Origin of the sequence: Fibrobacter sp. UWB11 (assembly GCF_900143015.1) — a bacterium.
Lineage (GTDB): Bacteria > Fibrobacterota > Fibrobacteria > Fibrobacterales > Fibrobacteraceae > Fibrobacter.
The window spans coordinates 1,754,887-1,775,477 of record NZ_FSRT01000001.1; the positions used below are offsets into that span (position 1 = coordinate 1,754,887).

A 20,591-nucleotide genomic window follows, 5' to 3' on the forward strand; every position below is an offset into this window, starting at 1 on the left:
TCCCTCTCCTATTTTTTCACAATCTTTTTTACAGCAAAGTTGAGCAAGTACATGACAACTCCACCCGCAATAATCGTGGGGCCCACGACAAAATTGAACTGGCATGCAACCAAAAGCCCAAGCACAACGAGCACAAGCGAAACCAGAACCGAAATCACCATCATCTGGAGCAAGTTCTTGGCATAACATTCCGCGATATACGCAGGAATTGTCAAAAGCGCAATCACAAGAATCATGCCCACCGCCTGCACAGCAATCACAACCGTGAGCGCAATCAGCGCAATCAAAAGCATGTAATAGTTCAGCACGGGAATGCCGCGGACACGCGCAAATTCCGGATCATATGAAATCGATAGAAAGTTACGGTAGCAAATAGAAACTGATGCCAATATGAACACAAGCAACGCGCCCATCCACCAAAGAAGTTCCGTCGGCACGGTCAACAGGCTACCAAACAAGAAACTCATCATTTCACTGCTATAACCCGGCGTTAAATCCGTGAGAATCACGCCAAGCGCCATACCCGCAGCCCAGATAATCCCGATAAACGTATCGGCATGTTTGCGGTCACGCCAAGTAAGCGAGCCCATGAGCATCGCACAAGCCAAAGCAAAACCTAGCGCGCCAAGCATCGGTGAAAAACCGATAAAGCAAGCAAGCCCAACACCGCCAAATGAAGCATGCGCCACACCGCCCGAAAGCGAAACGAGGCGGTTCACGACGACATACGTTCCCATCACGCCGCAAGCAATGGCCACAAGCACCGCTGCAATCAGGGCGTTCTGCATAAAATCCATGGAAAGTAAGTCGAGCATATTTTTAGCTTTTGGTTATTAGTTATTGGTTATTAGTCAATAGACTTTTGTTTAATAATCGCGTCCAAGGCGTCTTATAAAAACTAAAGACCAATGACTATTGACTAAAGACCTCTGTTATAGATTCGTAATTAACTTCTCCCGTAAATTTAGTAAATGCGGGATGTGAAAATCCACCCAATCGGGCGCTTGTATGTTAGGATTTACAAGAACTGTAGTCCAGCCGCGTTCGTGAGCGGGTTCCAAATTGCGGAGTGAATCTTCGAGCAGCACAATTTGCGACTTTTCTTTGGCATTTGCATCCAAAACGCCTCGCGCCACAAGCCAGTTTTCAATCTTTTCGTATGCGCTTACGTGCGGTTTACCTTCCCAATCCATTAGCTTGAGGTCAAAAACATCCTCAATGGCAGGCGCAATTTCCATGCGGGCCATACCGGCGCGGCTCCAGTCCCCTCGCCCATTCGTAAACACAAAGCGGTGCCCCACAAGCGATTTTAGTAGAGCAAACTTTTCAGGCGATACTTTGGGGTAAACTAAGTATTCCGGTTCATGAATAAAGTCAAAGAAATCATCAGGCGCTATTCCGTTCATTGCCATGAGGCCCGAAAGCGTTGTTCCAAAACGATGCAGATAATCCTTGCGGATTTCCGTTGCACTTTCGAACGTACCGCCCACAGTCTTTTGGACAAACTCAGCAATGCGGTGATCGAGCGAATTTAAGACAAAACGTTCCTCTTCGCCATAAAGCGTCAGGTCGTAATCGAACAACCAAATTTTAGAAGCATCGTTTTTTATGCCGTCGTTCAACGCACTCACCTTGATTAATATCCCATGGCAAGGCCGCCAATTTGACGAGCCAAGTACGTTGCATAATTATCCGTCATGCCGCTCACAAAGTCAAGTACCTGGTGGTACGCTTCGGCAGTCGTGACACTCTGCCCAATTTTAGCCTGCCCGATAAGGCGTACAATTCTGTTTGCACGGTACGAGTTGCGACCGTTTTGACGATAATCGTAAACGCCGTTGATAAATGCATCAAGCACGGTGCTAAGCGTCGTGTAACTACCGACTTCAAGTTCCGTCTTGCGGCGGTCAGGATAAATGCGTTCCACGCCCAAACGCTTTGCAATGCGAATGCCTTCCATCGTATCGGAACGGGAAAGGTCAATCAAATGCTTGTCGAGCGTTCCTTCCATGATGCGGTCGTAATGCTTCACAAAAAGCACAGCCACGTCATCAATCAAATTCTGGATAGCACGTCCACGAATGCTGCTGAGGAAGTCTCTGAAGTTCTGGCCATTTTCTTCAAACTCGCGATCGATATCCACGTCCGGACCGCACAAGAAACTAAACATATTGCGCACATCGCCAAACGTCAAAATGCCAAGTTCAATTGCATCTTCAACATCGAGGATGGAATAGCAAATGTCATCTGCAGCTTCCATCAAGTACACGAGCGGATGGCGAGCCCACACGCCGTTTTCAATTTCAGGAATACCAAGGATTTCTGCCGTTTCGCGGTAGAGTTCGGCTTCAGTTCTAAACAAACTTGTAGGGCAACCGTAATAAGCAAGTCGCGGATACTTGATCATCGAACCGATCGTTGCGTACGTTAAGCGCATGCCACCATCGAGGAAATGGTATTCCAGTTTGCTCAAGATGCGATGGCCTTGTGCATTACCATCAAAATTTTCGAAGTCCGCAATTTCCTTGTCACTCATTTCGGACATCGGTGCGGAATGACGATTCTTGCGGAACCATTCGCGGATAGCGGCTTCGCCCGCATGGCCAAACGGAGGGTTACCGATATCGTGCGCCAAGCATGCCGACTGTACAATCGTTCCGAACTGGTATTCGTTCACATACTTCGGCAAATGCTTTTTAATCAAGTGATACACCGTAATCGCAAGGCTACGGCCCACGCTCGAAACTTCGAGGCTGTGCGTAAGACGGCTGTGAACATGGTCATTCACCGAGAACGGGTGAACCTGAGTCTTGCGGCCTAAGCGACGAAAAGCAGTAGAAAAAACGATGCGGTCGTAATCGCGATGGAAGTCAGAACGGTTCGGGTCCGGATCGGCCGGGTGACCGTAACGCGTTGCAGAAAGAAGCGTATCCCATTGTAGCATATTATAAAATATAGAAAGGTTATAGGCTTTAGGTATTAGGCGTTAGGTAAAGAATCGCGGCTTCGCCGCCCTATACAGATGCATAAAATGCATGGATATTTCCTATTACCTATGACCTACAACCTAACTCCTACATAGCGGCGACCGAGACGAACTTACGGTTATCCAGTTTCTGCTCGCCATCAAAACGGTAAGCAACGAGGCGCCCGTCACCGCGGTAACCAGCAACGCTGTAATCCAAGCAGCAAACGTTATCACGAATAAGTTCAGGGAGTCCCGTCAACCAATAATGTCCAAAGAAAACAGGACGTTCATTTTCGCCATAGAAATCGCGAGTCTGAATTTCAAGCGGCACTTCGAGCGGAGGCAATTCCACACCCGGCTGGAAACTGAGTTCCTGCAAGTTGACGTTTTTCGGATTAATCCACCAACGGATTCGCGTACGCTTACGGAGTACACCTTCAGCATCTCGGAACGTCACGCCTTCCGGCAAATCCAATTCCGGGCCCTTTAAGAACAAACTTATCGGCCAATACAGCGAATCATCGTATTCGTCATTCTTGTCGTTCGCACGAGCAATCAGCTCATCGAAATTGCCATCCGTAAAAGAACGGATGCCTTCGGCTTTAAGCACTTCGGCGCATTTCAAGTCAAAGCAGGCGTGCTGCGCACGGAACAAGTCCGTTTCCAAGTAAAACGGGAGCGTCTTGAGGAAATCGAGCATTTCCTGAAATTCAGCCTTGCGCCCGCGATAGCTTTCTACAGTCTTCACGTGAATCGCTACTTTGTTAAAAGTATGTTCACGCAAATAGCCGCCATGAATTGCTTTTATAGGTCGCCCACCAGCTCCATTCTCTTGCCAAAAGCTAAGCGCATTGAATTCGTGATTGCCCATCAACGCAACTGCAGAACCCGCATCGCGCATGGCCCGCACAAGATTTACAGTTTCGCGAGCATGACTTCCACGGTCGATATAATCGCCTAAAAAGACAACCGTTCGAGCATTGCCCGGATAGCGATACGCGCCCCCCTGCTCTTGGTAGCCTAACTTTTTAAGGAGCACCACGAGTTCATCGTAGTGCCCATGAATATCGCCAATGAAGTCAATCGAAGCGTTCATTAAACCGCAATCGGAGCCTTGATAGTCGGCCACGGATCATAATTCACAAGTTCAAAATCTTCGAACTTGAAATCGAACAAATCCTTGACATCAGGATTCATCTTCATCGTCGGGAGTGCACGCGGTGTACGCGAAAGCTGTTCACGAGCCTGGTCAAAGTGATTGCTGTACAAATGCAAGTCGCCGAAAGTATGGACAAACTCACCGGCTTCGTAACCGCAGACCTGAGCAAGCATCATCGTCAAGAGCGAGTACGATGCAATGTTGAACGGTACGCCGAGGAACATGTCGGCACTGCGCTGGTAAAGCTGACAGCTGAGCTTGCGCTTGCCACTAGCACCTACACCGCCCACGTAGAACTGGAACAGGCAATGGCACGGCGGCAAAGCCATCTTGTCGACTTCAGCGACGTTCCAGGCACAAACCAAGTGACGTCGAGAATCCGGATTGTTCTTAAGACTGTTAATGAGGTTTGCTATTTGGTCAATGTGTCCACCATCGGGAGTCGGCCAAGAACGCCACTGGTGACCGTAAACCGGACCCAAGTCGCCATTTTCATCGGCCCATTCGTCCCAAATCGTAACCTTGTTGTCGTGCAAGTACTTGATGTTCGTATCACCCTTCAAGAACCACAACAGTTCGTGAATGATACTGCGCAAGTGAAGTTTCTTGGTCGTAAGGCACGGGAAGCCTTTGGAAAGGTCAAAACGAGTCTGGCGGCCAAACACAGAACGAGTGCCGGTGCCAGTGCGGTCGGAACGGTCCACACCGTTATCGATAATATCTTTGAGAAGATCTAAGTATTGCTGCATATTGTAATTATATAAAAGTTACTAGTTAATAGTTAGTAGTTACTAGAATTCTTAATATGAAATTTTCTAGTAACTAGTAACTCAGAACTCGAAACTCACTCCCCAAACAAATCCACGCGCTTGTACTGCTTGGCAACTTTGCCTTCGACTTCGGCGGCATTTTGCTGCAAGAGTTTGTTCAAAGCCTGCAATATTAAGTCCTGCGAGTGCTTGGGAACGGGCTTCTTGCCAAGGCGTGCCTTCTGCACCATCTTATGGTTCAAGTTCACTGGGAGCATCTCGACAAGGTCGTGATTGCTAAAGTTATTTGCGGTCAGAATTTCATCAAGTTTTGTCATATTGCAAATGTAGAAATCTAAAAAAAAGGCGACCCCGGAAAGGCAAACGAGGCGAACGCTGCGTCAAAGAATTTATTTCTTTGACATAGCTGAGCCGAAGGGCATTGCGCTTGCGCAATAAATCCGGGGTGACAATGAAAGGCGACTCCGGAATCATGGAACTCGATGGATCGCCACGCATCTTCGATGCTCGCGATGACGTTGTTTGGCGGAATACCTTGAATCTATTATATAAGAAAAGCCCCGGGCTTATGCCCGGGGCTTTGTTTGAGACTCTAAAAGGTATTAGTCACCAACGTAGTTGCTTTCGCACTTCATACCGTCATTTTCCGGTGTGACGAAGTGCATTTCAATACGACGGTTCATTTCGCGACCATCTGCCGTAGAGTTATCGTCAACCGGGCAGGTAGAGCCGAGACCAACAGCCTTGATGCGGTTCTTGGCAACACCGAACTTCGTGAGCTGCTTCATAACAGCCTTAGCACGGCGGTCAGAGAGCTTGAGGTTCTTCTTTGCCTTACCGCGGTTGTCGGTATGACCCTGGATCACAATCTTGAGATCCTTATAAGCTTCGTCTTCCTTAAGCTTCTGAGCGATACCCTTAAGGATTCTCTTAGCGTTAGCGTTGACGGTTGCAGAACCGCTCTTGAAGGAGATACCTTCGAGCTTTTCTACCTTCTTCTTCGGGCAGCCGAAGCCATCATCGCCAGCTTCATTCGGGCAGCGGTCAAGACCAGCGCAGACACCTTCGTAAAGGTTGAACATGTTCTTTTCGGTGACCCAAGCATCGCAGACGCCGTCCTTGTCAAGATCCGGATCCGGGAGCGGGCAGCCATCGTATGCAGGCACGCCGTGTTCGAGCGGGCACTTGTCAAGGCCCTTGCAGGACTTGCCAATGAACCATTCCTTAGCGAGAGCTTCATCTTCGGCAGCCTTTTCGAAGTAGTAGCCGAGCTTCTTCTGTACAACCCATTCGTCGCAAACGCCGTCGCCGTCGCTATCCGGGTCATCCCACGGGCAGCCCTTATTGCCGGCAGCACCTGCTTCACCCGGACACATGTCGTAGCCCTTGCAAACGCCAGTGTACTGATCAAGCTTGTTCTTGTCGGTAACCCACGGAGAGCAGAGACCGTCGCCATCCGGGTCCGGATTGTCTTCCGGGCAACCATTGTTGACAAGCGTACCAGCTTCAGCCGGGCACTGGTCGATGCCTTCGCAAATATCCTTGAACTGATCAAGCTGACCCTTCTGGCTTACCCAAGAATCGCAAACGCCATCCTTATCCGGGTCCGGATCATCGGACGGGCAGCCATTGGAGTTGTTACCCTTTTCGGTCGGGCACTGGTCGATACCTTCGCAAACATTACGGAATTCGTCAAGCATACCCTTTTCGGAAACCCAAGCGTCGCAGACACCATCTTCGTCGCTATCCGGGTTACCCATCGGGCAGCCGCCGTTCAAACGATGACCATAGTCATCCGGGCAGCGGTCATCGGCATCAGCCACACCGTCGCCATCGCGGTCCTGCGGAGCAAGGAAGCCGGACCAAGTAAGACCACCGAACAAGGCGAGCTGCGGGTTCACGCGAGTCTTGGTAGCCTTGATACCGGTGAGGAAGTTTTCTTCGTTTTCCATCACGCGTGCAAAGTGAACCATGTTGTCATTACCAACATAGACAGATGCACCGAGCTGGATGTCAAGACCGATCGGCAAGTGGAACACGGCACCACCGGTCACCTGCTTCATGTCGAGCTTTTCCGGAATGACTGCACCATCGGTCGTCTGGCGGTTCCAGACGAAGTCTTCGGTCTGAATATCCATGTAGAATTCACCGAAGAAGGAAAGGAAGTCAAGCACATAGAATTCAAGAGCTGCACTTGCAAACGGGAAAGACATGTAAGCCTTGTCCATAGACATACGGTAACCACCGTTGACATGAACGAGGAGTGGCATAACGTCAATCTTGGAAAGGTCGAACGTCAAAGCGGCACCGACGGTCATCACGGACTTAGCAGTACCGTACGGGAATGCCATGCCAACTTCCTTGGCAATGTATTCCGGTTCACGAATCCAGATACCCTGCTTGGAGTTCTTGGAAGTCTTGAAAGAATATCTGAAGAAAGCAGCGAAGTCGATAGGCACATCTGCCGGAATCGGAGCGCGAGCCTTCAAGCTAGCAGTCACGTTACCGATGTAGCCAACCTTCGTACCGGCGAGAGGAGCGCCATTGCAGCCCGGTTCTTCACCGCAAACGGAGTTGCCGTTGAACTGGTCATAGAAGACCGGCAACGTTACACCGATATCGAAATAGTCCAAAAGACCAATAGCGAGGCCGACATAGGCACTGATACCGCTATAGTTTGCAACTTCAGCCTTCTGAGCATAGTATTCGTTCTGCATCACATAAGGAAATCCGTTCTCAGGATCAGCCTTGAACATGCTATTTCCAAATGTATAATCGCCCAAAGCTGTAAACACAAGCTTAGAATGACCAAGAGACTGAGCTGACTGTGTCTTATTGACACCGACGAAGCCCGTCTTGTTAATCGTATTGGCGTGACCAGCGAAGGCGGATGATGCCGCCAAAGCCAGGGCCAATCCCATTGCTACTCGTTTCATAGAGTCTCCTTGATTTTGACCAACCCTTGTCTAGAGTTGTACTTATAGTAATGTATACGTGAAATATAACTCTTTAAAAAAAAGTCCGCACTTTTTCTAACGCAAATTAATGGATAAATAATACATAAAATTTAATTTTCGCCATTTGATTGATTTTTTTTTACACATTTTTATTTATAAAACGTGCTTTCGAAGATTTCCGGATAACAACGGCATAGGCTTGTAAACCCACTTTTACCAATGATTATATGATCCAAAACCGGTATTTGCAAAATTTTACCTGATGCGCAGAGAACACGCGTAATCGACATGTCTTCGGGACTAGGTTCTAACGAGCCCGAGGGGTGATTGTGGACAAAAATCACAGATACGGCGCGGTCCTCGATAGCCAAAGCAAAGGCCTCACGCGGGTGCACAGGAGTCTGATTTACAAGTCCAGTCGTGAGTTCATGAACGCGAATGATGTAATTTGCCGAGTTTAACGAGATAACAACCAGATGTTCCTGCGATTCGTATTTCATGTACGAGACACGCGAAAGTACATCTTCGGGAACAGAAACGGGAATCGCCTTGTCGCTTAAAATAAAGCGACCCGAAAGTTCCAGACACGCCAAAATTTGTGCGGCCTTGACTTTTCCAAGTCCACGAATTCGCTTAAGACTTGCAAGCGTAGGGACCGAAGTTTCTGTCGACAAGAATTGAGAAAGGCGCCGAGCAAGTTCAAAGACATCACAATCATGGCAACCACTCCCCAAAATAATTGCCAACAGTTCTTCGTTGCTCAAAGCGCTGACACCGGCGTATTCCATTTTTTCACGCGGCATCAAATTAAATTCGGGCCTTGCAAGCAAGGCCACCTGATTATGATTCATCCATGTATCTCCTGTAAAAAGGGTTCTGCTATATAAACACGCTTTTTACAGGCTTTTGTACTAAAATTTTTTGAAAAAAAATTTTTTGATGCAGCCGTTACCGAAAGTTGAACCTTTCGGGGTTAGGCATTAAAAGAATACATTGAATACAAGCTGAAGAGCAAACAAGCTCGATTTGTTTTCAACAACCTTTGCTATGTGTATTGTATTATTTGCAGAAGCATAGATTTCTGTGTCCCTGTCTTCAATTCCTCTAAGGTCCCAAATAAAGCGGAGGCCCAAATCACATTGCAACCCGCTAGCGGAGAATGAAGTACCAATACCACCAACAACGGACGGAATGAACGTCTTGATTTTCCATTCATCTTCTGCAGCGCGCTTAACGGTCTTATATTCACCATCCTTAGGATCATAATACTTCAGAGGTTCACCTGCCGCGTCCGTATATTCGTATTCATGGTCCGTGTCGAAATTGAAGCTAAGACGAATACCGCCTTCGAGATACACATACGAGGTATGCAAGCGCAACATGAGCGGGATATTGATATTGTAGAACGACTTTGCGTCATTTACCTTGTATTCACCCCAGAAATCATCGTCACCACCTGCACCCTTGATTTCTTCAGAAAGATAGCCAAGCCCAAAATTCAATTCAGGAACAAAAGAAAGAATTGGATTTAAAGGCATCATGAAGATAAGACCGATATCCCCAGAGACACCGACCCATTCGTTATCGCCATACTGCTTTACGAAATCTTTATCGGTCGGATAATTTGCCACAAAGGCAACACCAAGACCAAGATGGACACCCAAACGAGAACGCATGCCCTGGTTATTGCTACTGCTATTGCTGGGACTGCCATAAGACGAAGCACGAGCTTCTTCAAAGGTTTTGTACTCAGGTTCATTACTTACCGGCAACTTGTTGCCATAGCCGTCATCGACAGTGCCTTCGGACCTTGCAGGCGGGATGTCGTTACCGTAGCCATCATCTTCGGCAAAGGCGTTTGCGCTAAGGCACATCATGGCTATAGCAGAAGCAATCATAAACTTTTTCATTTTTTCTCCTTAAAACAACATCCGGTGCTGTTATAAATTCGATTTTATTTGATAGGGTTTAAAATACAAAAAAGAAGAACAACATTTCCAGTCCCTTTTACAAAAAAGTTTCAAAAAAGTTCCATTCTTCTTCTACACCGCTAAATTTGCTCAAAAAAAGCAAATTTGGATGTATTAATCTTTTAATTTAAAAGCAATTAGAGTCGTGAACCGAAATAATAATTGACAACAAGCTGTATATTCCACACCTTTGTCTTGTTTTTCACAACGCTATGTTCAACGTAAAATTCGTCATATTTTTCAATACCGCCAACATCAAGAACAAAGCGTGCACCAACATCAATATCATGATGATCATCGGCCCTGAAGGTACCGCCAAGACCAAAGATAAGGGACGGCACAAAAGTCTTTGGTTCCCAGTTCCCTGATCTCGAAACCGAAATCGTATTGCCATCAATGTCCGATCCGCTAAAGGTATGAGAAGAGGCAAAGTTCAGGCTCACGCGGGCTCCAGATTCAAGATAAAATTGCCGATGCGGAGTAAAACGAACGGCGACAGGAATTCTGAATCCATATGCACCGCGATTTTCAGAAACGTCATAATAAGAAACAGAACCAGCATCTCTAGAGCTTATAACCATGCCAAAATTCAATTCCGGCACAACGCTCAAATACCGGTTGACTCTGATGTTGAACGCGCAACCCAAATCAAAAGCCACGTTCATCCATTCATTGCTTCCCAAATATTCTGATGGATAATCCCAGTAGCCACCCAAGCCCATCCCCACATGGACACCGGTGATGAATTGTTCTACAGGGGGATCATCAACGGCAAACGCATTGGGGCATAAGCACATCAGCGCAACAGCCAACGTAGCTATAAAACGTTTCATTCTAACTCCTTTTTTAAACTTTCCCATAAAAGAAAATAATTCTTCTATGGTTCACATAAAATAAAAAAAGGAGAACTAGCTTCGAGAAAAGCGTTCCAAGAATGAGCTTAATCGTTTGTTTTGAGATTGATTGAACACAAAGTCTGGCGTTCCCTGTTCCACGACAACGCCCTGATCCATGAAAATGACTTTATTTGCGACATCGCGGGCAAACGCCATTTCGTGCGTCACGATGACCATCGTCATGCGGTCTTCTGCAAGTTTCTTGATAATCTTGAGAACTTCGCCCGTCAGTTCCGGATCCAGAGCACTAGTCGGTTCATCAAAGAAAAGAATCTTTGGCTTTAATGCAAGCGCACGCGCAATGGAAACACGCTGTTGCTGACCACCCGAGAGTTCACACGGGTAAGATTTTTCCTTGCCTTCAAGGCCCATCTGTTTGAGCAAGAATCGAGCAAGCGCACGAGCATCTTCACGGGAATCGCCCAGCACGCGGATTGGCGCAAGCGTCAAGTTCTGGAGTACGGTCAAATGCGGGAACAAGTTAAAGTTCTGGAACACAAGACCTGTCGAAAGACGAATTTCGCGCAAGACCTTTGCTGGAGCGTACTTAATGTTCCCGCCAATGCAAGAACCTGGAATAACCATATCCTTGCCATCGACTTTAACCTCGCCCGCCTCGAACGATTCAAGCTGGGTAAGGCAACGGAGTAGCGTGCTTTTGCCAGAGCCGGATGGTCCAATAATCGAAAGCACCTCGCCCGCCTTAAGATCGAACGAAATATCCTTGAGCACATGCAAGTCGCCAAAAGATTTTTTTAAGTGCTTAACTTCGAGAATCGGAGTTTTCAAATCGAGAGCGGCATCGTTTATAATTACAGACTGAACATTAGCAGAATCCATGCTACGCCTCACTTGTAATAATTGAGTTTGCGTTCAACGTAAGCAAAGACCATGCTCAAAAGCAAGTTCGCCACATAATAGAAAACGCCTGCCACAAACAACGGGTATATGCTTGCATAGGCCGCCTGCTGCTTTTTGGCAAGCGCAAAAAGTTCCGTCACGGCAATCACCTGCGCTAGCGAAGTATCTTTCACGAGCGTAATGACTTCGTTTGCACTTGCAGGCACAACACGTTTTGCAACTTGCGGGAGAATAATGCGGTAAAAAGTCTGAGCACGAGTGAGTCCCAACATGTAGGCCGCTTCGTACTGACCTTTAGGAATCGACTGGATACCACCGCGAAAGATTTCGGCAAAATATGCAGCATAGTTTATCGAAAACGCGACAATCACTGCCGGAAAACGGTCAAACGAGAGATCCACGCCCGCATATTCGCTCAGGTAATACGAGCCAAAGTAAATCGCCACAATCTGCAAAAGCAGCGGAGTGCCACGCATCACCGAGATGTAGAACGACACCGGGTAACGCACGATGCGGTAACGGCTCATCTTGAGTACAGCAATAAGGAGCCCAAGAGGGATCGAGAACAGGAGCGTGAGCGCAAAAATTGCAAGCGTTGTGCAGAAGCCGCCCCAAAGGACCGGAAGTAAACTGTTTAAATCAGACATCAAACAAACAACCTCGCCGCCCCCAACTTATTTACCAAACCACTTGGCCGAAATTGCTGCAAATTTGCCATCGTTTTTCATAGAAGCAAGAGCCGCATTCACAGAATCACGCAATGCCTGATCTTGCTTGCGGAAGCCAATTGCATAGACTTCTTTGTATTTACCTTCGTCAAGAATCGGATAGTTTGTACCATGCGTTACATTCCAGTATTTGGCAAAGACTTCGTCCATAAAGACGGCATCAACATTTCCGGCAACCAAAGCTTCAATAGCCAATTCCATACTTTCATACGCATTAACTTCGACCACCTTTCCTAATTCGGAATTCATCAACACGGGTTCAGAAGTCGATGCCTTCTGTACGGCAATCTTTTTTCCCTTGAGGGCGTCAAGATGTTCGATAGACTTATCCTTTACCATAAAAACCAAACGGTTCATAAGATAAGGATCGCTCAGGTTCATCGAAGCAGCACGGGCGCTATCCACACTCATGCCATTCCAAATACAATCAACATTACCAAAATTCAGTTCATTTTCCTTAATTTTCCAGGAAATCAATTGGGGTTTGAGCTTCACGCCCATGCGCGCACAGACTTCGGTTGCAACATCAATGTCAAAACCGACAACATTGCTATCCTTGTCATAAAAGCCCATCGGCGGGAACGCGCCCATATGCCCTAGAACCAATACGCCGGCCGATTTTACCTTTTCATAAGACAAGTCGGAATTAAAAGAGACTTCCTTCTTTTCGCTGCATCCCCACAGCAAGGCAATAGCGAATACAGCTATCGGCGCAAATAATTTTTTCATTTTATTCTCCTTATTCATCAAAATAAAAATATTTCAATAAATAAGGATTTATTTGCCGAACCACTTGGCAGAAATTTCATCAAATTTGCCGTCTTTTTTCATTGCAGCGAGGACATTATTCACAGAGTCACGGAGAGCCTGGTCCTTCTTGCGGAAACCCACAGCGTAGACTTCGTCGGAGAGGCCTTCCTCGAGCACCGTGTAGTCCTTCGCGTTCGTCACAATCCAGTACTTGGCCACGATTTCGTCCAGGAACACGGCATCAACACCGCCCTTGTCCAAATCCATGAGAGCCGTCTGGTTGTCGTCAAACGGAACGATTTCCTTGGCAGCCTTACCAGCATCGGAAGCGTCCAAAAGCTTCTGGGCGGTAGAACCGTTCTGCACGGCAATCTTCTTGCCAGCGAGAGCAGCGAGGTTCGTGATAGCCTTGTCCTTCACCGTGAAAATCATGCGGTTCTTGAGGTATGCATCGCTCAAGTTCATGACCCTAGCGCGATCAGAATCAACACTCATGCCGTTCCAGATGCAGTCAATCTTGCCGGTATTCAGTTCCTGTTCCTTGGCGTCCCAGGAAATCGGCTGGGTCTTGAGCTTGATGCCCAAGCGAGCGCAAACTTCTGTCGCGAGGTCAATATCAAAGCCCACGATGTTGTTGTCCTTGTCGCGGAAGCCCATCGGCGGGAAAGAATCGTCGAGGCCGAGCACAAACACGCCCGCGGCCTTGACCTTATTGAAGGAGTCATCGGCGTTGGACTTTGTTTCGGACTTCTGTTCATTGCAGGCAGAGAGGAATGCGGCGCAAGCTACCGTCGCAAGAATTGCAAAAAATTTTTTCATCTTAGATTCCTTTTTTAATTTCTGAAGGAAATATAGGAAAGAGAGTGGTTATAAGGCGCCGCAAATGCCATCAGGCTACAATTTCTTTCAGAGATATCCCGAAAAAATGACCTTTTTCCGAGAATTTTGGACAATTGCAGTTTACATACAAAAAAGGGCCGCATCGCTGCGGTCCTTTTTTGAATGGTTTGGTCAGGAGTAACTATTAATCCTTGCCATAAACCTTTTCGGCGTAGGTGACTGTTGCGCCGAGGTATTCGCGGTTCATCTTGGCGATGTAATCGACGGTGATACCCTTCGGGCAGGCAGCCTGGCATTCGTAAAGGTTCGTGCAGTTGCCGAAGCCTTCCTTGTCCATCTGAGCGACCATGGCCAAAACGCGCTTCTTTGCTTCGACCTTGCCCTGCGGCAAGAAGCTGAGGTGAGAAACCTTAGCAGAGACGAAGAGCATAGCAGAGGCGTTCTTACATGCAGCGACGCAAGCACCGCAACCAATGCAAGCGGCAGCGTCGAATGCGCGGTCAGCATCAGCCTTCGGAACCGGAATCGTGGATGCTTCAGGAGCAGCACCAGTGTTGACGGAAACAAAGCCGCCAGCCTGGATGATGCGGTCGAAAGCGGAACGGTCCACAGCGCAGTCACGGATAACCGGGAATGCGGCAGCGCGCCACGGTTCGATCACGATGGTGTCGCCATCCTTAAACTTACGCATGTGAAGCTGGCAGGTAGTCGTTGCATGGTCAGGACCGTGCGGCATACCGTTGATGACGAGAGAGCACATACCACAGATACCTTCGCGGCAGTCGTGGTCGAAAGCGAAGCCTTCCTTGCCCTGCTTCATCTGTTCTTCGTTCACAATGTCGAGCATTTCCAGGAAGGACATGTCCGGAGAAACATCGTTGATCTTGACAGTTTCGAACTGTCCCTTGGTCTTGGCATCCTTCTGACGCCAAATCTTCAAAGTCAAATTCAGTCCGCTCATTATTTGTAGCTCCTAGTAGCAAGGTGGACGTTATCAAAGGTAAGAGGTTCCTTGGAGAGTTCCGGTGCGATACCGTCGCCCTTGTATTCCCAAGCACCGACGTAGCAGAAGTTTTCGTCATCGCGCTTTGCTTCGCCTTCCGGAGTCTGGCTTTCTTCACGGAAGTGGCCACCGCAAGATTCTTTACGATGGAGAGCGTCGAGAGTGAGGACTTCGGCGAATTCGAGGAAGTCAGCAACGCGGCCAGCACGTTCGAGGTTCTGGTTGAAGGAACCTTCGGAGCCGAGCACGTTGACGTTTTCCCAGAATTCCTGACGGAGTGCCGGAATCTTTTCGAGAGCCGTCTTGAGGCCGGCTTCGTTACGAGCCATGCCAACGTATTCCCACATGATGTTACCGAGTTCACGATGGATATCGTTAACAGTGCGGTGACCCTTGATGGAGAGGAGCTTGTGGATGCGTTCTTCGGTCTGCTTCTTGCAGTCTTCGAAGGCGGCATCGGATTCAGAGACCTTTTCGAGCTTGGTACCTGCGAAGTAGCCACCGATGGTGAACGGAATCACGAAGTAACCGTCGGAGAGGCCCTGCATAAGAGCAGATGCACCGAGGCGGTTTGCACCGTGGTCGGAGAAGTTAGCTTCACCGAGAACGAAGCAGCCCGGGATGGTGGACATCAAATCATAGTCAACCCAGAGACCACCCATAGTGTAGTGGATAGCCGGGAAGATACGCATCGGGACCTTGTACGGGTCTTCGTCTGTGATCTTTTCGTACATCTGGAAGAGGTTGCCGTACTTGGCAGAGACGCCTGCAACGCCCATACGCTGGATAGCGTCGGCGAAGTCAAGGTACACAGCCTGCTTGGTGTTACCCACGCCGAGACCTGCATCGCAGACCTGCTTGGCGTTACGGGATGCCACGTCACGCGGGACGAGGTTACCGAAGCTCGGGTACTTTTCTTCGAGGTAGTAGTAACGTTCTTCTTCCGGGATCTGGTCCGGGCTGCGGGTGTCGCCAGCCTTGCGCGGAACCCAAATACGACCGTCGTTACGGAGGGATTCACTCATCAAGGTGAGTTTCGACTGAAGGTCGCCATGGCGCGGAATGCAGGTCGGGTGGATCTGCGTGTAGCACGGGTTTGCAAAGAGAGCGCCGCGCTTGTAAGCACGGAATGCAGCCGTGACGTTGGAGCCCTGAGCGTTCGTGGAGAGGTAGTAGACGTTACCATAACCACCAGTGCAAAGGCAGACAGCGTCTGCAACGTGGCTTTCGAGTTCGCCAGTGATGAGGTTACGAACGATGATACCGCGAGCCTTGCCGTCGATCACGACGAGGTCCATCATTTCGCGACGCGGGAACATCTTGACCTTACCGGCTGCAACCTGGCGCATGAGAGCCTGGTATGCACCGAGCAAGAGCTGCTGACCCGTCTGGCCACGTGCGTAGAACGTACGGGAAACCTGCGTACCACCGAAAGAGCGGTTGTCCAAAAGTCCACCGTATTCACGACCGAACGGAACGCCCTGAGCGACGCACTGGTCGATGATGAGGTTCGAGTTTTCGGCCAAGCGGTGCACGTTAGCTTCGCGAGCACGGAAGTCACCACCCTTAACGGTATCGTAGAACAAACGATAAACGGAGTCGCCATCGTTCTTGTAGTTCTTAGCAGCGTTGATACCACCCTGAGCGGCAATAGAGTGTGCACGACGCGGACTGTCCTGGATGCAGAAAGACTTTACGTTGTATCCAAGTTCGCCGAGAGATGCGGCAGCAGAAGCACCTGCAAGGCCAGTACCCACGACGATGACCGTGAACTTGCGCTTGTTGGCCGGGTTCACGAGCTTGAGTTCGAACTTGTGCTTGGTCCACTTTTCTTCGATGGAACCACCGGGGATTTTAGAATCAAGAATCATTAGTGGGCTCCTTACTTTTCAATATTGAAAGAAACTTGTACTTCGCCAACAGACGGAATGACGAAAGCAGCCTTGTCGGCCTTGGCCTTCTGCTGTTCGTACTGCTGCTGGAGGCTACGGGACTTTTCGATAAGAGCCTGGGTTTCAGGCTGGTTAGCGAGGTAGTAAGAGGCAACAGCGGTGATGCCGAAGCCAAGAGCAACGACGACGCTATAAACGATACCGGCGATATCGATAATCGGAGTCCACTTCTGGTGAGCGATACCCATCGTCTGGAATGCAGAGGAGATGGCGTGGAAGAGGTGCATACCGATCACGAACATGCTAACAACATAGAATGCAGCCCAGCCCGGGTTTGCAAACATCTGGATCGTGGTGAGCCACATGTCGCGGATGATTTCGCCCTTGTCGTTCACATAGAGATAGTGCTCACCGAACTTGAGCATCATGAGGTGCTGGATGAGGAAGCCGAGAATGAAGAGACCAGACCAGATCATGGTGAAAGTTGCGAAAGTCTTCTTGCCCTTGCGTGCATTGACTTCGTATTCAATTCCGCCACGAGCCTTCTTGTTTTCAATCTTCAGCTTGATAGCAAGGAAGATGTGAATGGCAAAGGCAGCCACGAGTACCAGTTCGACGAGGTAAATCATCTTCACCGGGAAGTGGAGCGGGTTGAATCCGGTCAGGAATTCGGTATAAGCGTTGTAGGACGCCTGTGCCGCAGCCTGGTCGAAGTTCAAGAGCTGGAAGTTACCACACATGTGGCCAAAGATGAACAAGGCGAGGAAAGCACCTGTGCATCCCATGATCTGCTTCTTACCAATGGAAGAAGTAAGATACGTGATGATCCATTTCATTTGAGTCTGTCTCCTTAGAAGGATTGTTTTATTGTTAAAAATTAGAGGACGCAGCAAGCCTTGAGGCAGGGCATTTCGTAAGCGTAGCGTTCTTCCTTCTTGAACCAGAAGTCGAGTTCGCGTTCTGCAGATGCCGGGCTATCGGAGCTGTGAACGACGTTTTCAGTCATGGAAGGAGCAAAATCGTAGCGGAGGGTACCCGGTTCCGCCTTGGCAGGATTGGTAGCACCGTTAATGGCGCGGACCTTTGCAATAGCGTTTTCGCCACCGAGAGCAAGCATGACGGACGGGCCCTTGGTCATGTAGGCTTCGAGTTCCGGGAAGAACGGCTTCTCGACATGTTCTGCATAGAAACCGCGAGCATCTTCAGAAGTCATCTGATGCATCTTCACGGCGCAGACAGAGAGACCGGCGCTGATGTAGCGATCAATAATACGGCCAACCAAGCCAGACTTGACAGCGTTCGGCTTGATCATTGCAAATGTCATTTCCATAGTAGTACCTTTTAGTTAAAGATGTGAGAAATATAGATTTTTTACTCTTCGGATGCGATTTTCTTCATCAAATCATCGGCGAGTTTGCCGTTGCTCTTGATGTTCTGAATCAACCAATCAACCGATTCCATGAGTTCACTCTTCGGGTAAGTCTTCTTGAATTCTTCAAAGACCTTGAGCGCTTCTGCATCCTTGTGCAAGTTTTCGTTCAGGATGAATCCGCGGCTGAACATTGCCTTTTCTGCATCCGGAGATTCCGGCCATGTTCTGTAGAATACGCGATATTCTCTCTGTGCCTTGTCGTAATCTTCCATATCGCTGTAGACATGGGCCAGTTCAAAAGTAGCCTTCTTTGCAACAGAGTCAATATCGGCATAGCGGTCACGGATACCAGACCATGCAAGATAAGCCTTCTGGAGGCTCTTTGCCTGCGTATAAAGAGAATCCGCCGACCTCATAGCAAGTTCAACAGACCATTCCTGCGGCAAGAGCGTAATGTTGTCTGCAAAGAGATCGACCTTAGCCGTACCCCAAGAGGTCACGACTTCCTTGTCCCAACGGGCATTACGGAACACCAAATAAGCTTGTTCGAAAACACGATTCTTTGCCTGTTCATAAGTATCCGGCAAGAAGTCTTCTTCGGCATAGTAGTACGTTCTCTTCATGATATTTTCAGGAATTTCGAACCAGTCGTTCAATTCGGAACGGGACTGTTCGTAAGTCAAGGTCGGATGTGCCGGATTGCCCATACGTTCATAGAGAGCCTTGAGGGAATCTTCCGGAACAACAATACGGCTGAGAACCTTGTTTCTATAAACCTTGATAATGTAATCTACATCGCTTTGGCGCTTCATGGCACGATATTCCCAAGAACGGTCAAGGCCAACTTCACGGGCTTCGGTAGCAAAAGCAAGCTGGAGTGCCAGAGAACTTACAATCTGGTCATGAGTCTTGCGGGAACGGATCATCATACCATTATCGTTATATACAGCAAGAACATCCTTTTCACGGACTGCCGGTTCACCATTCATCGTCACGAGAACATAGGACGAATCCAATTCATAGTTCGCCGTTGTAGCAAGGTCACGTTCGATGGTCTTACGGACACGGTCAAGCGGTTTAACTTCGGCCGGAACCGCAGAAACACGATAGAACACATGGTAACGTCCAGTCGATTCCGAGCGGTGAACCGCAGAAATCCCACCATCCGGCAAAGTATCGAGATCGGCGAACATGCTATTTACAAAGCCAATGCCATACGGGAGCGAATGGCCGATGAGGACCTTACCCACCGAGCCCTTTCCCTTCTTCGTTTCCGGATTTTCGCTATACCTGGAGGCTAACGTTGCGAAAGAACCGAGATCCATTTTTCTGTGCTTAAAGCGCTTAGCAAGTTTAGCGGAGTCCGCAGATTCTACGTGAAAAACAACAAAGCCATTCGGAATCATGTACAAATTCTTGTGCTTTTCGTAGTATTCTTCCACGGAAGGCATCTGGATTTTAGTTTCCTGAATGTTGTACTTTTTCAAGAGAGCAGGACCCGTTTCACGAACAATCCTTTGGCGATGGTCCGAGACGAAACGTTCCTTTATATCGTATGTAATCTTGACTTCGGCATTAGAATCGGCCAAATCTCTATGATGGAAAGCATAGGACTTCAGGGAATCGTAATTGGATTCGATATACTTTGCATCGGCGACCTTGTCACGAAGGTTCATGTACGAAAGCGAATCAGCAAACTGGTCACGGTGCTTGTCGTAATAGAAAGCCAGTTCGTCGTCACTGTACATCAGGCGGTCCATCGTATAAAGACGCTGGTACACAAAAGTGAGCAGGTAATTTTCCAAGGCCGCGTTATGGGCTGCAAGCTGTTCCTTTAATTCCGGATACTTCTGGAGAGCAACCGTATAGAGAGCCTTACGGCTAAACAAGGAACTCGAAGCCTTTCTCATCTGCTCTGTATTAGGGACAATGTTCCCCACACGCATGATGAATGCGTAGTCTTCCTTAAAAATGGGTTCGCCATTCACCCTAGCAACGAGAGTATCCTTGTCTCCAATAGAATTACACCCTGTAAAAACAAGGGCACAGAAGGAAATAACAGCAAGCAAAGCCTTTTTCATAAAGTCCTCATGAATATGTGCGTGTGAATATAACAATTTTTATAGTTAATAGTTACTGGTTATTGGTCATTAGTTATTAGTTACTAGAGATTCTAAAAGTGAAGTTTTGGGAACTTGGGAAATAAAGCATTGCCGACCATTGACTAATGACCATTGACTAACGACTAGCAACAAATTACTTTATCCTAAATAAATAATAATTTACAAATCGTCATATTCTGTATACTTTCACACCACAAGTTCCACGTCAGCAATCATTTAACAAAAGGCAACATTAACTATATTAGGGGCACTTGAAGAGCATACTCTCAATCTTTTTTATAAAAGCCGTCATAACGACGGCG

19 protein-coding genes are annotated in these 20,591 nt (G+C 48.2%); all 19 read right to left on the reverse strand.

Annotated elements, in window-relative coordinates:
• Positions 1-8: 8 nt before the first annotated feature.
• The 19 genes from BUQ91_RS07335 to BUQ91_RS07425 all read right to left on the reverse strand — a co-directional run bounded on the left by BUQ91_RS07335 (position 9) and on the right by BUQ91_RS07425 (position 20,247).
• On the reverse strand, positions 9-815 hold the full coding sequence (locus BUQ91_RS07335; RefSeq protein WP_072827016.1) for a metal ABC transporter permease: 807 nt from the start codon (positions 813-815) through the stop codon (positions 9-11).
• A 117-nt stretch (positions 816-932) separates the two neighbouring features.
• Positions 933-1,631 carry an HAD family hydrolase gene (locus BUQ91_RS07340; protein WP_074208710.1) on the reverse strand — a complete coding sequence of 233 codons (699 nt, stop codon included), beginning with the start codon at positions 1,629-1,631 and terminating at the stop codon, positions 933-935.
• Between the two features lie 5 nt (positions 1,632-1,636).
• A complete protein-coding gene (locus BUQ91_RS07345; protein ID WP_072827014.1) occupies positions 1,637-2,944 on the reverse strand; it encodes a deoxyguanosinetriphosphate triphosphohydrolase in 1,308 nt (435 codons plus the stop codon).
• 130 nt (positions 2,945-3,074) lie between these two features.
• Positions 3,075-4,064: a metallophosphoesterase gene (locus tag BUQ91_RS07350; RefSeq protein ID WP_074208711.1), complete on the reverse strand. Its 990-nt coding sequence runs from the start codon at positions 4,062-4,064 to the stop codon at positions 3,075-3,077.
• Complete coding sequence (locus tag BUQ91_RS07355) at positions 4,064-4,876, reverse strand: thymidylate synthase (RefSeq protein ID WP_072827012.1); 813 nt, start codon at positions 4,874-4,876, stop codon at positions 4,064-4,066. The genes BUQ91_RS07350 and BUQ91_RS07355 overlap by 1 nt, the downstream gene beginning before the upstream one ends.
• Positions 4,877-4,971: 95 nt before the next feature.
• Entirely contained in the window at positions 4,972-5,214 is a 243-nt protein-coding gene (locus tag BUQ91_RS07360; RefSeq protein ID WP_074208712.1) for a hypothetical protein, read from the reverse strand.
• Between the two features lie 285 nt (positions 5,215-5,499).
• A complete protein-coding gene (locus tag BUQ91_RS07365) occupies positions 5,500-7,833 on the reverse strand; it encodes an OmpA family protein (protein ID WP_074208713.1) in 2,334 nt (777 codons plus the stop codon).
• A gap of 170 nt (positions 7,834-8,003) precedes the next feature.
• Positions 8,004-8,705 (reverse strand): RadC family protein, encoded by a 702-nt coding sequence (gene radC, locus BUQ91_RS07370; RefSeq protein WP_074208714.1) that lies wholly within the window; start codon positions 8,703-8,705, stop codon positions 8,004-8,006.
• Positions 8,706-8,834: 129 nt separating this feature from the next.
• The gene (locus BUQ91_RS07375; protein WP_074208715.1) at positions 8,835-9,764 is read right to left on the reverse strand and encodes a porin family protein; all 930 of its coding nucleotides are present in this window, start codon (positions 9,762-9,764) and stop codon (positions 8,835-8,837) included.
• A gap of 197 nt (positions 9,765-9,961) precedes the next feature.
• Positions 9,962-10,657, reverse strand: a complete 696-nt coding sequence (locus BUQ91_RS07380; protein ID WP_072827007.1) for a porin family protein — start codon at positions 10,655-10,657, stop codon at positions 9,962-9,964.
• 75 nt (positions 10,658-10,732) lie between these two features.
• Positions 10,733-11,560 (reverse strand): amino acid ABC transporter ATP-binding protein, encoded by an 828-nt coding sequence (locus BUQ91_RS07385; RefSeq protein WP_074208716.1) that lies wholly within the window; start codon positions 11,558-11,560, stop codon positions 10,733-10,735.
• Between the two features lie 8 nt (positions 11,561-11,568).
• A complete protein-coding gene (locus BUQ91_RS07390) occupies positions 11,569-12,228 on the reverse strand; it encodes an amino acid ABC transporter permease (RefSeq protein WP_074208717.1) in 660 nt (219 codons plus the stop codon).
• Between the two features lie 27 nt (positions 12,229-12,255).
• Positions 12,256-13,038, reverse strand: coding sequence for a transporter substrate-binding domain-containing protein (locus BUQ91_RS07395; protein ID WP_074208718.1), 783 nt, complete (start codon positions 13,036-13,038; stop codon positions 12,256-12,258).
• A gap of 48 nt (positions 13,039-13,086) precedes the next feature.
• Complete coding sequence (locus BUQ91_RS07400) at positions 13,087-13,878, reverse strand: amino acid ABC transporter substrate-binding protein (protein WP_074208719.1); 792 nt, start codon at positions 13,876-13,878, stop codon at positions 13,087-13,089.
• Between the two features lie 205 nt (positions 13,879-14,083).
• On the reverse strand, positions 14,084-14,860 hold the full coding sequence (locus BUQ91_RS07405) for a succinate dehydrogenase/fumarate reductase iron-sulfur subunit (protein ID WP_074208720.1): 777 nt from the start codon (positions 14,858-14,860) through the stop codon (positions 14,084-14,086).
• Positions 14,860-16,773 (reverse strand): fumarate reductase/succinate dehydrogenase flavoprotein subunit, encoded by a 1,914-nt coding sequence (locus BUQ91_RS07410; RefSeq protein WP_014547103.1) that lies wholly within the window; start codon positions 16,771-16,773, stop codon positions 14,860-14,862. Before BUQ91_RS07410 ends, BUQ91_RS07405 begins: the two co-directional genes overlap by 1 nt.
• Positions 16,774-16,784: 11 nt before the next feature.
• Positions 16,785-17,630, reverse strand: a complete 846-nt coding sequence (locus BUQ91_RS07415; RefSeq protein ID WP_074208721.1) for a succinate dehydrogenase cytochrome b subunit — start codon at positions 17,628-17,630, stop codon at positions 16,785-16,787.
• Between the two features lie 41 nt (positions 17,631-17,671).
• Positions 17,672-18,124: a nucleoside-diphosphate kinase gene (gene ndk / locus BUQ91_RS07420; protein ID WP_072827000.1), complete on the reverse strand. Its 453-nt coding sequence runs from the start codon at positions 18,122-18,124 to the stop codon at positions 17,672-17,674.
• Positions 18,125-18,165: 41 nt separating this feature from the next.
• Entirely contained in the window at positions 18,166-20,247 is a 2,082-nt protein-coding gene (locus tag BUQ91_RS07425; RefSeq protein WP_074208722.1) for a peptidyl-prolyl cis-trans isomerase, read from the reverse strand.
• Positions 20,248-20,591: the final 344 nt, after the last annotated feature.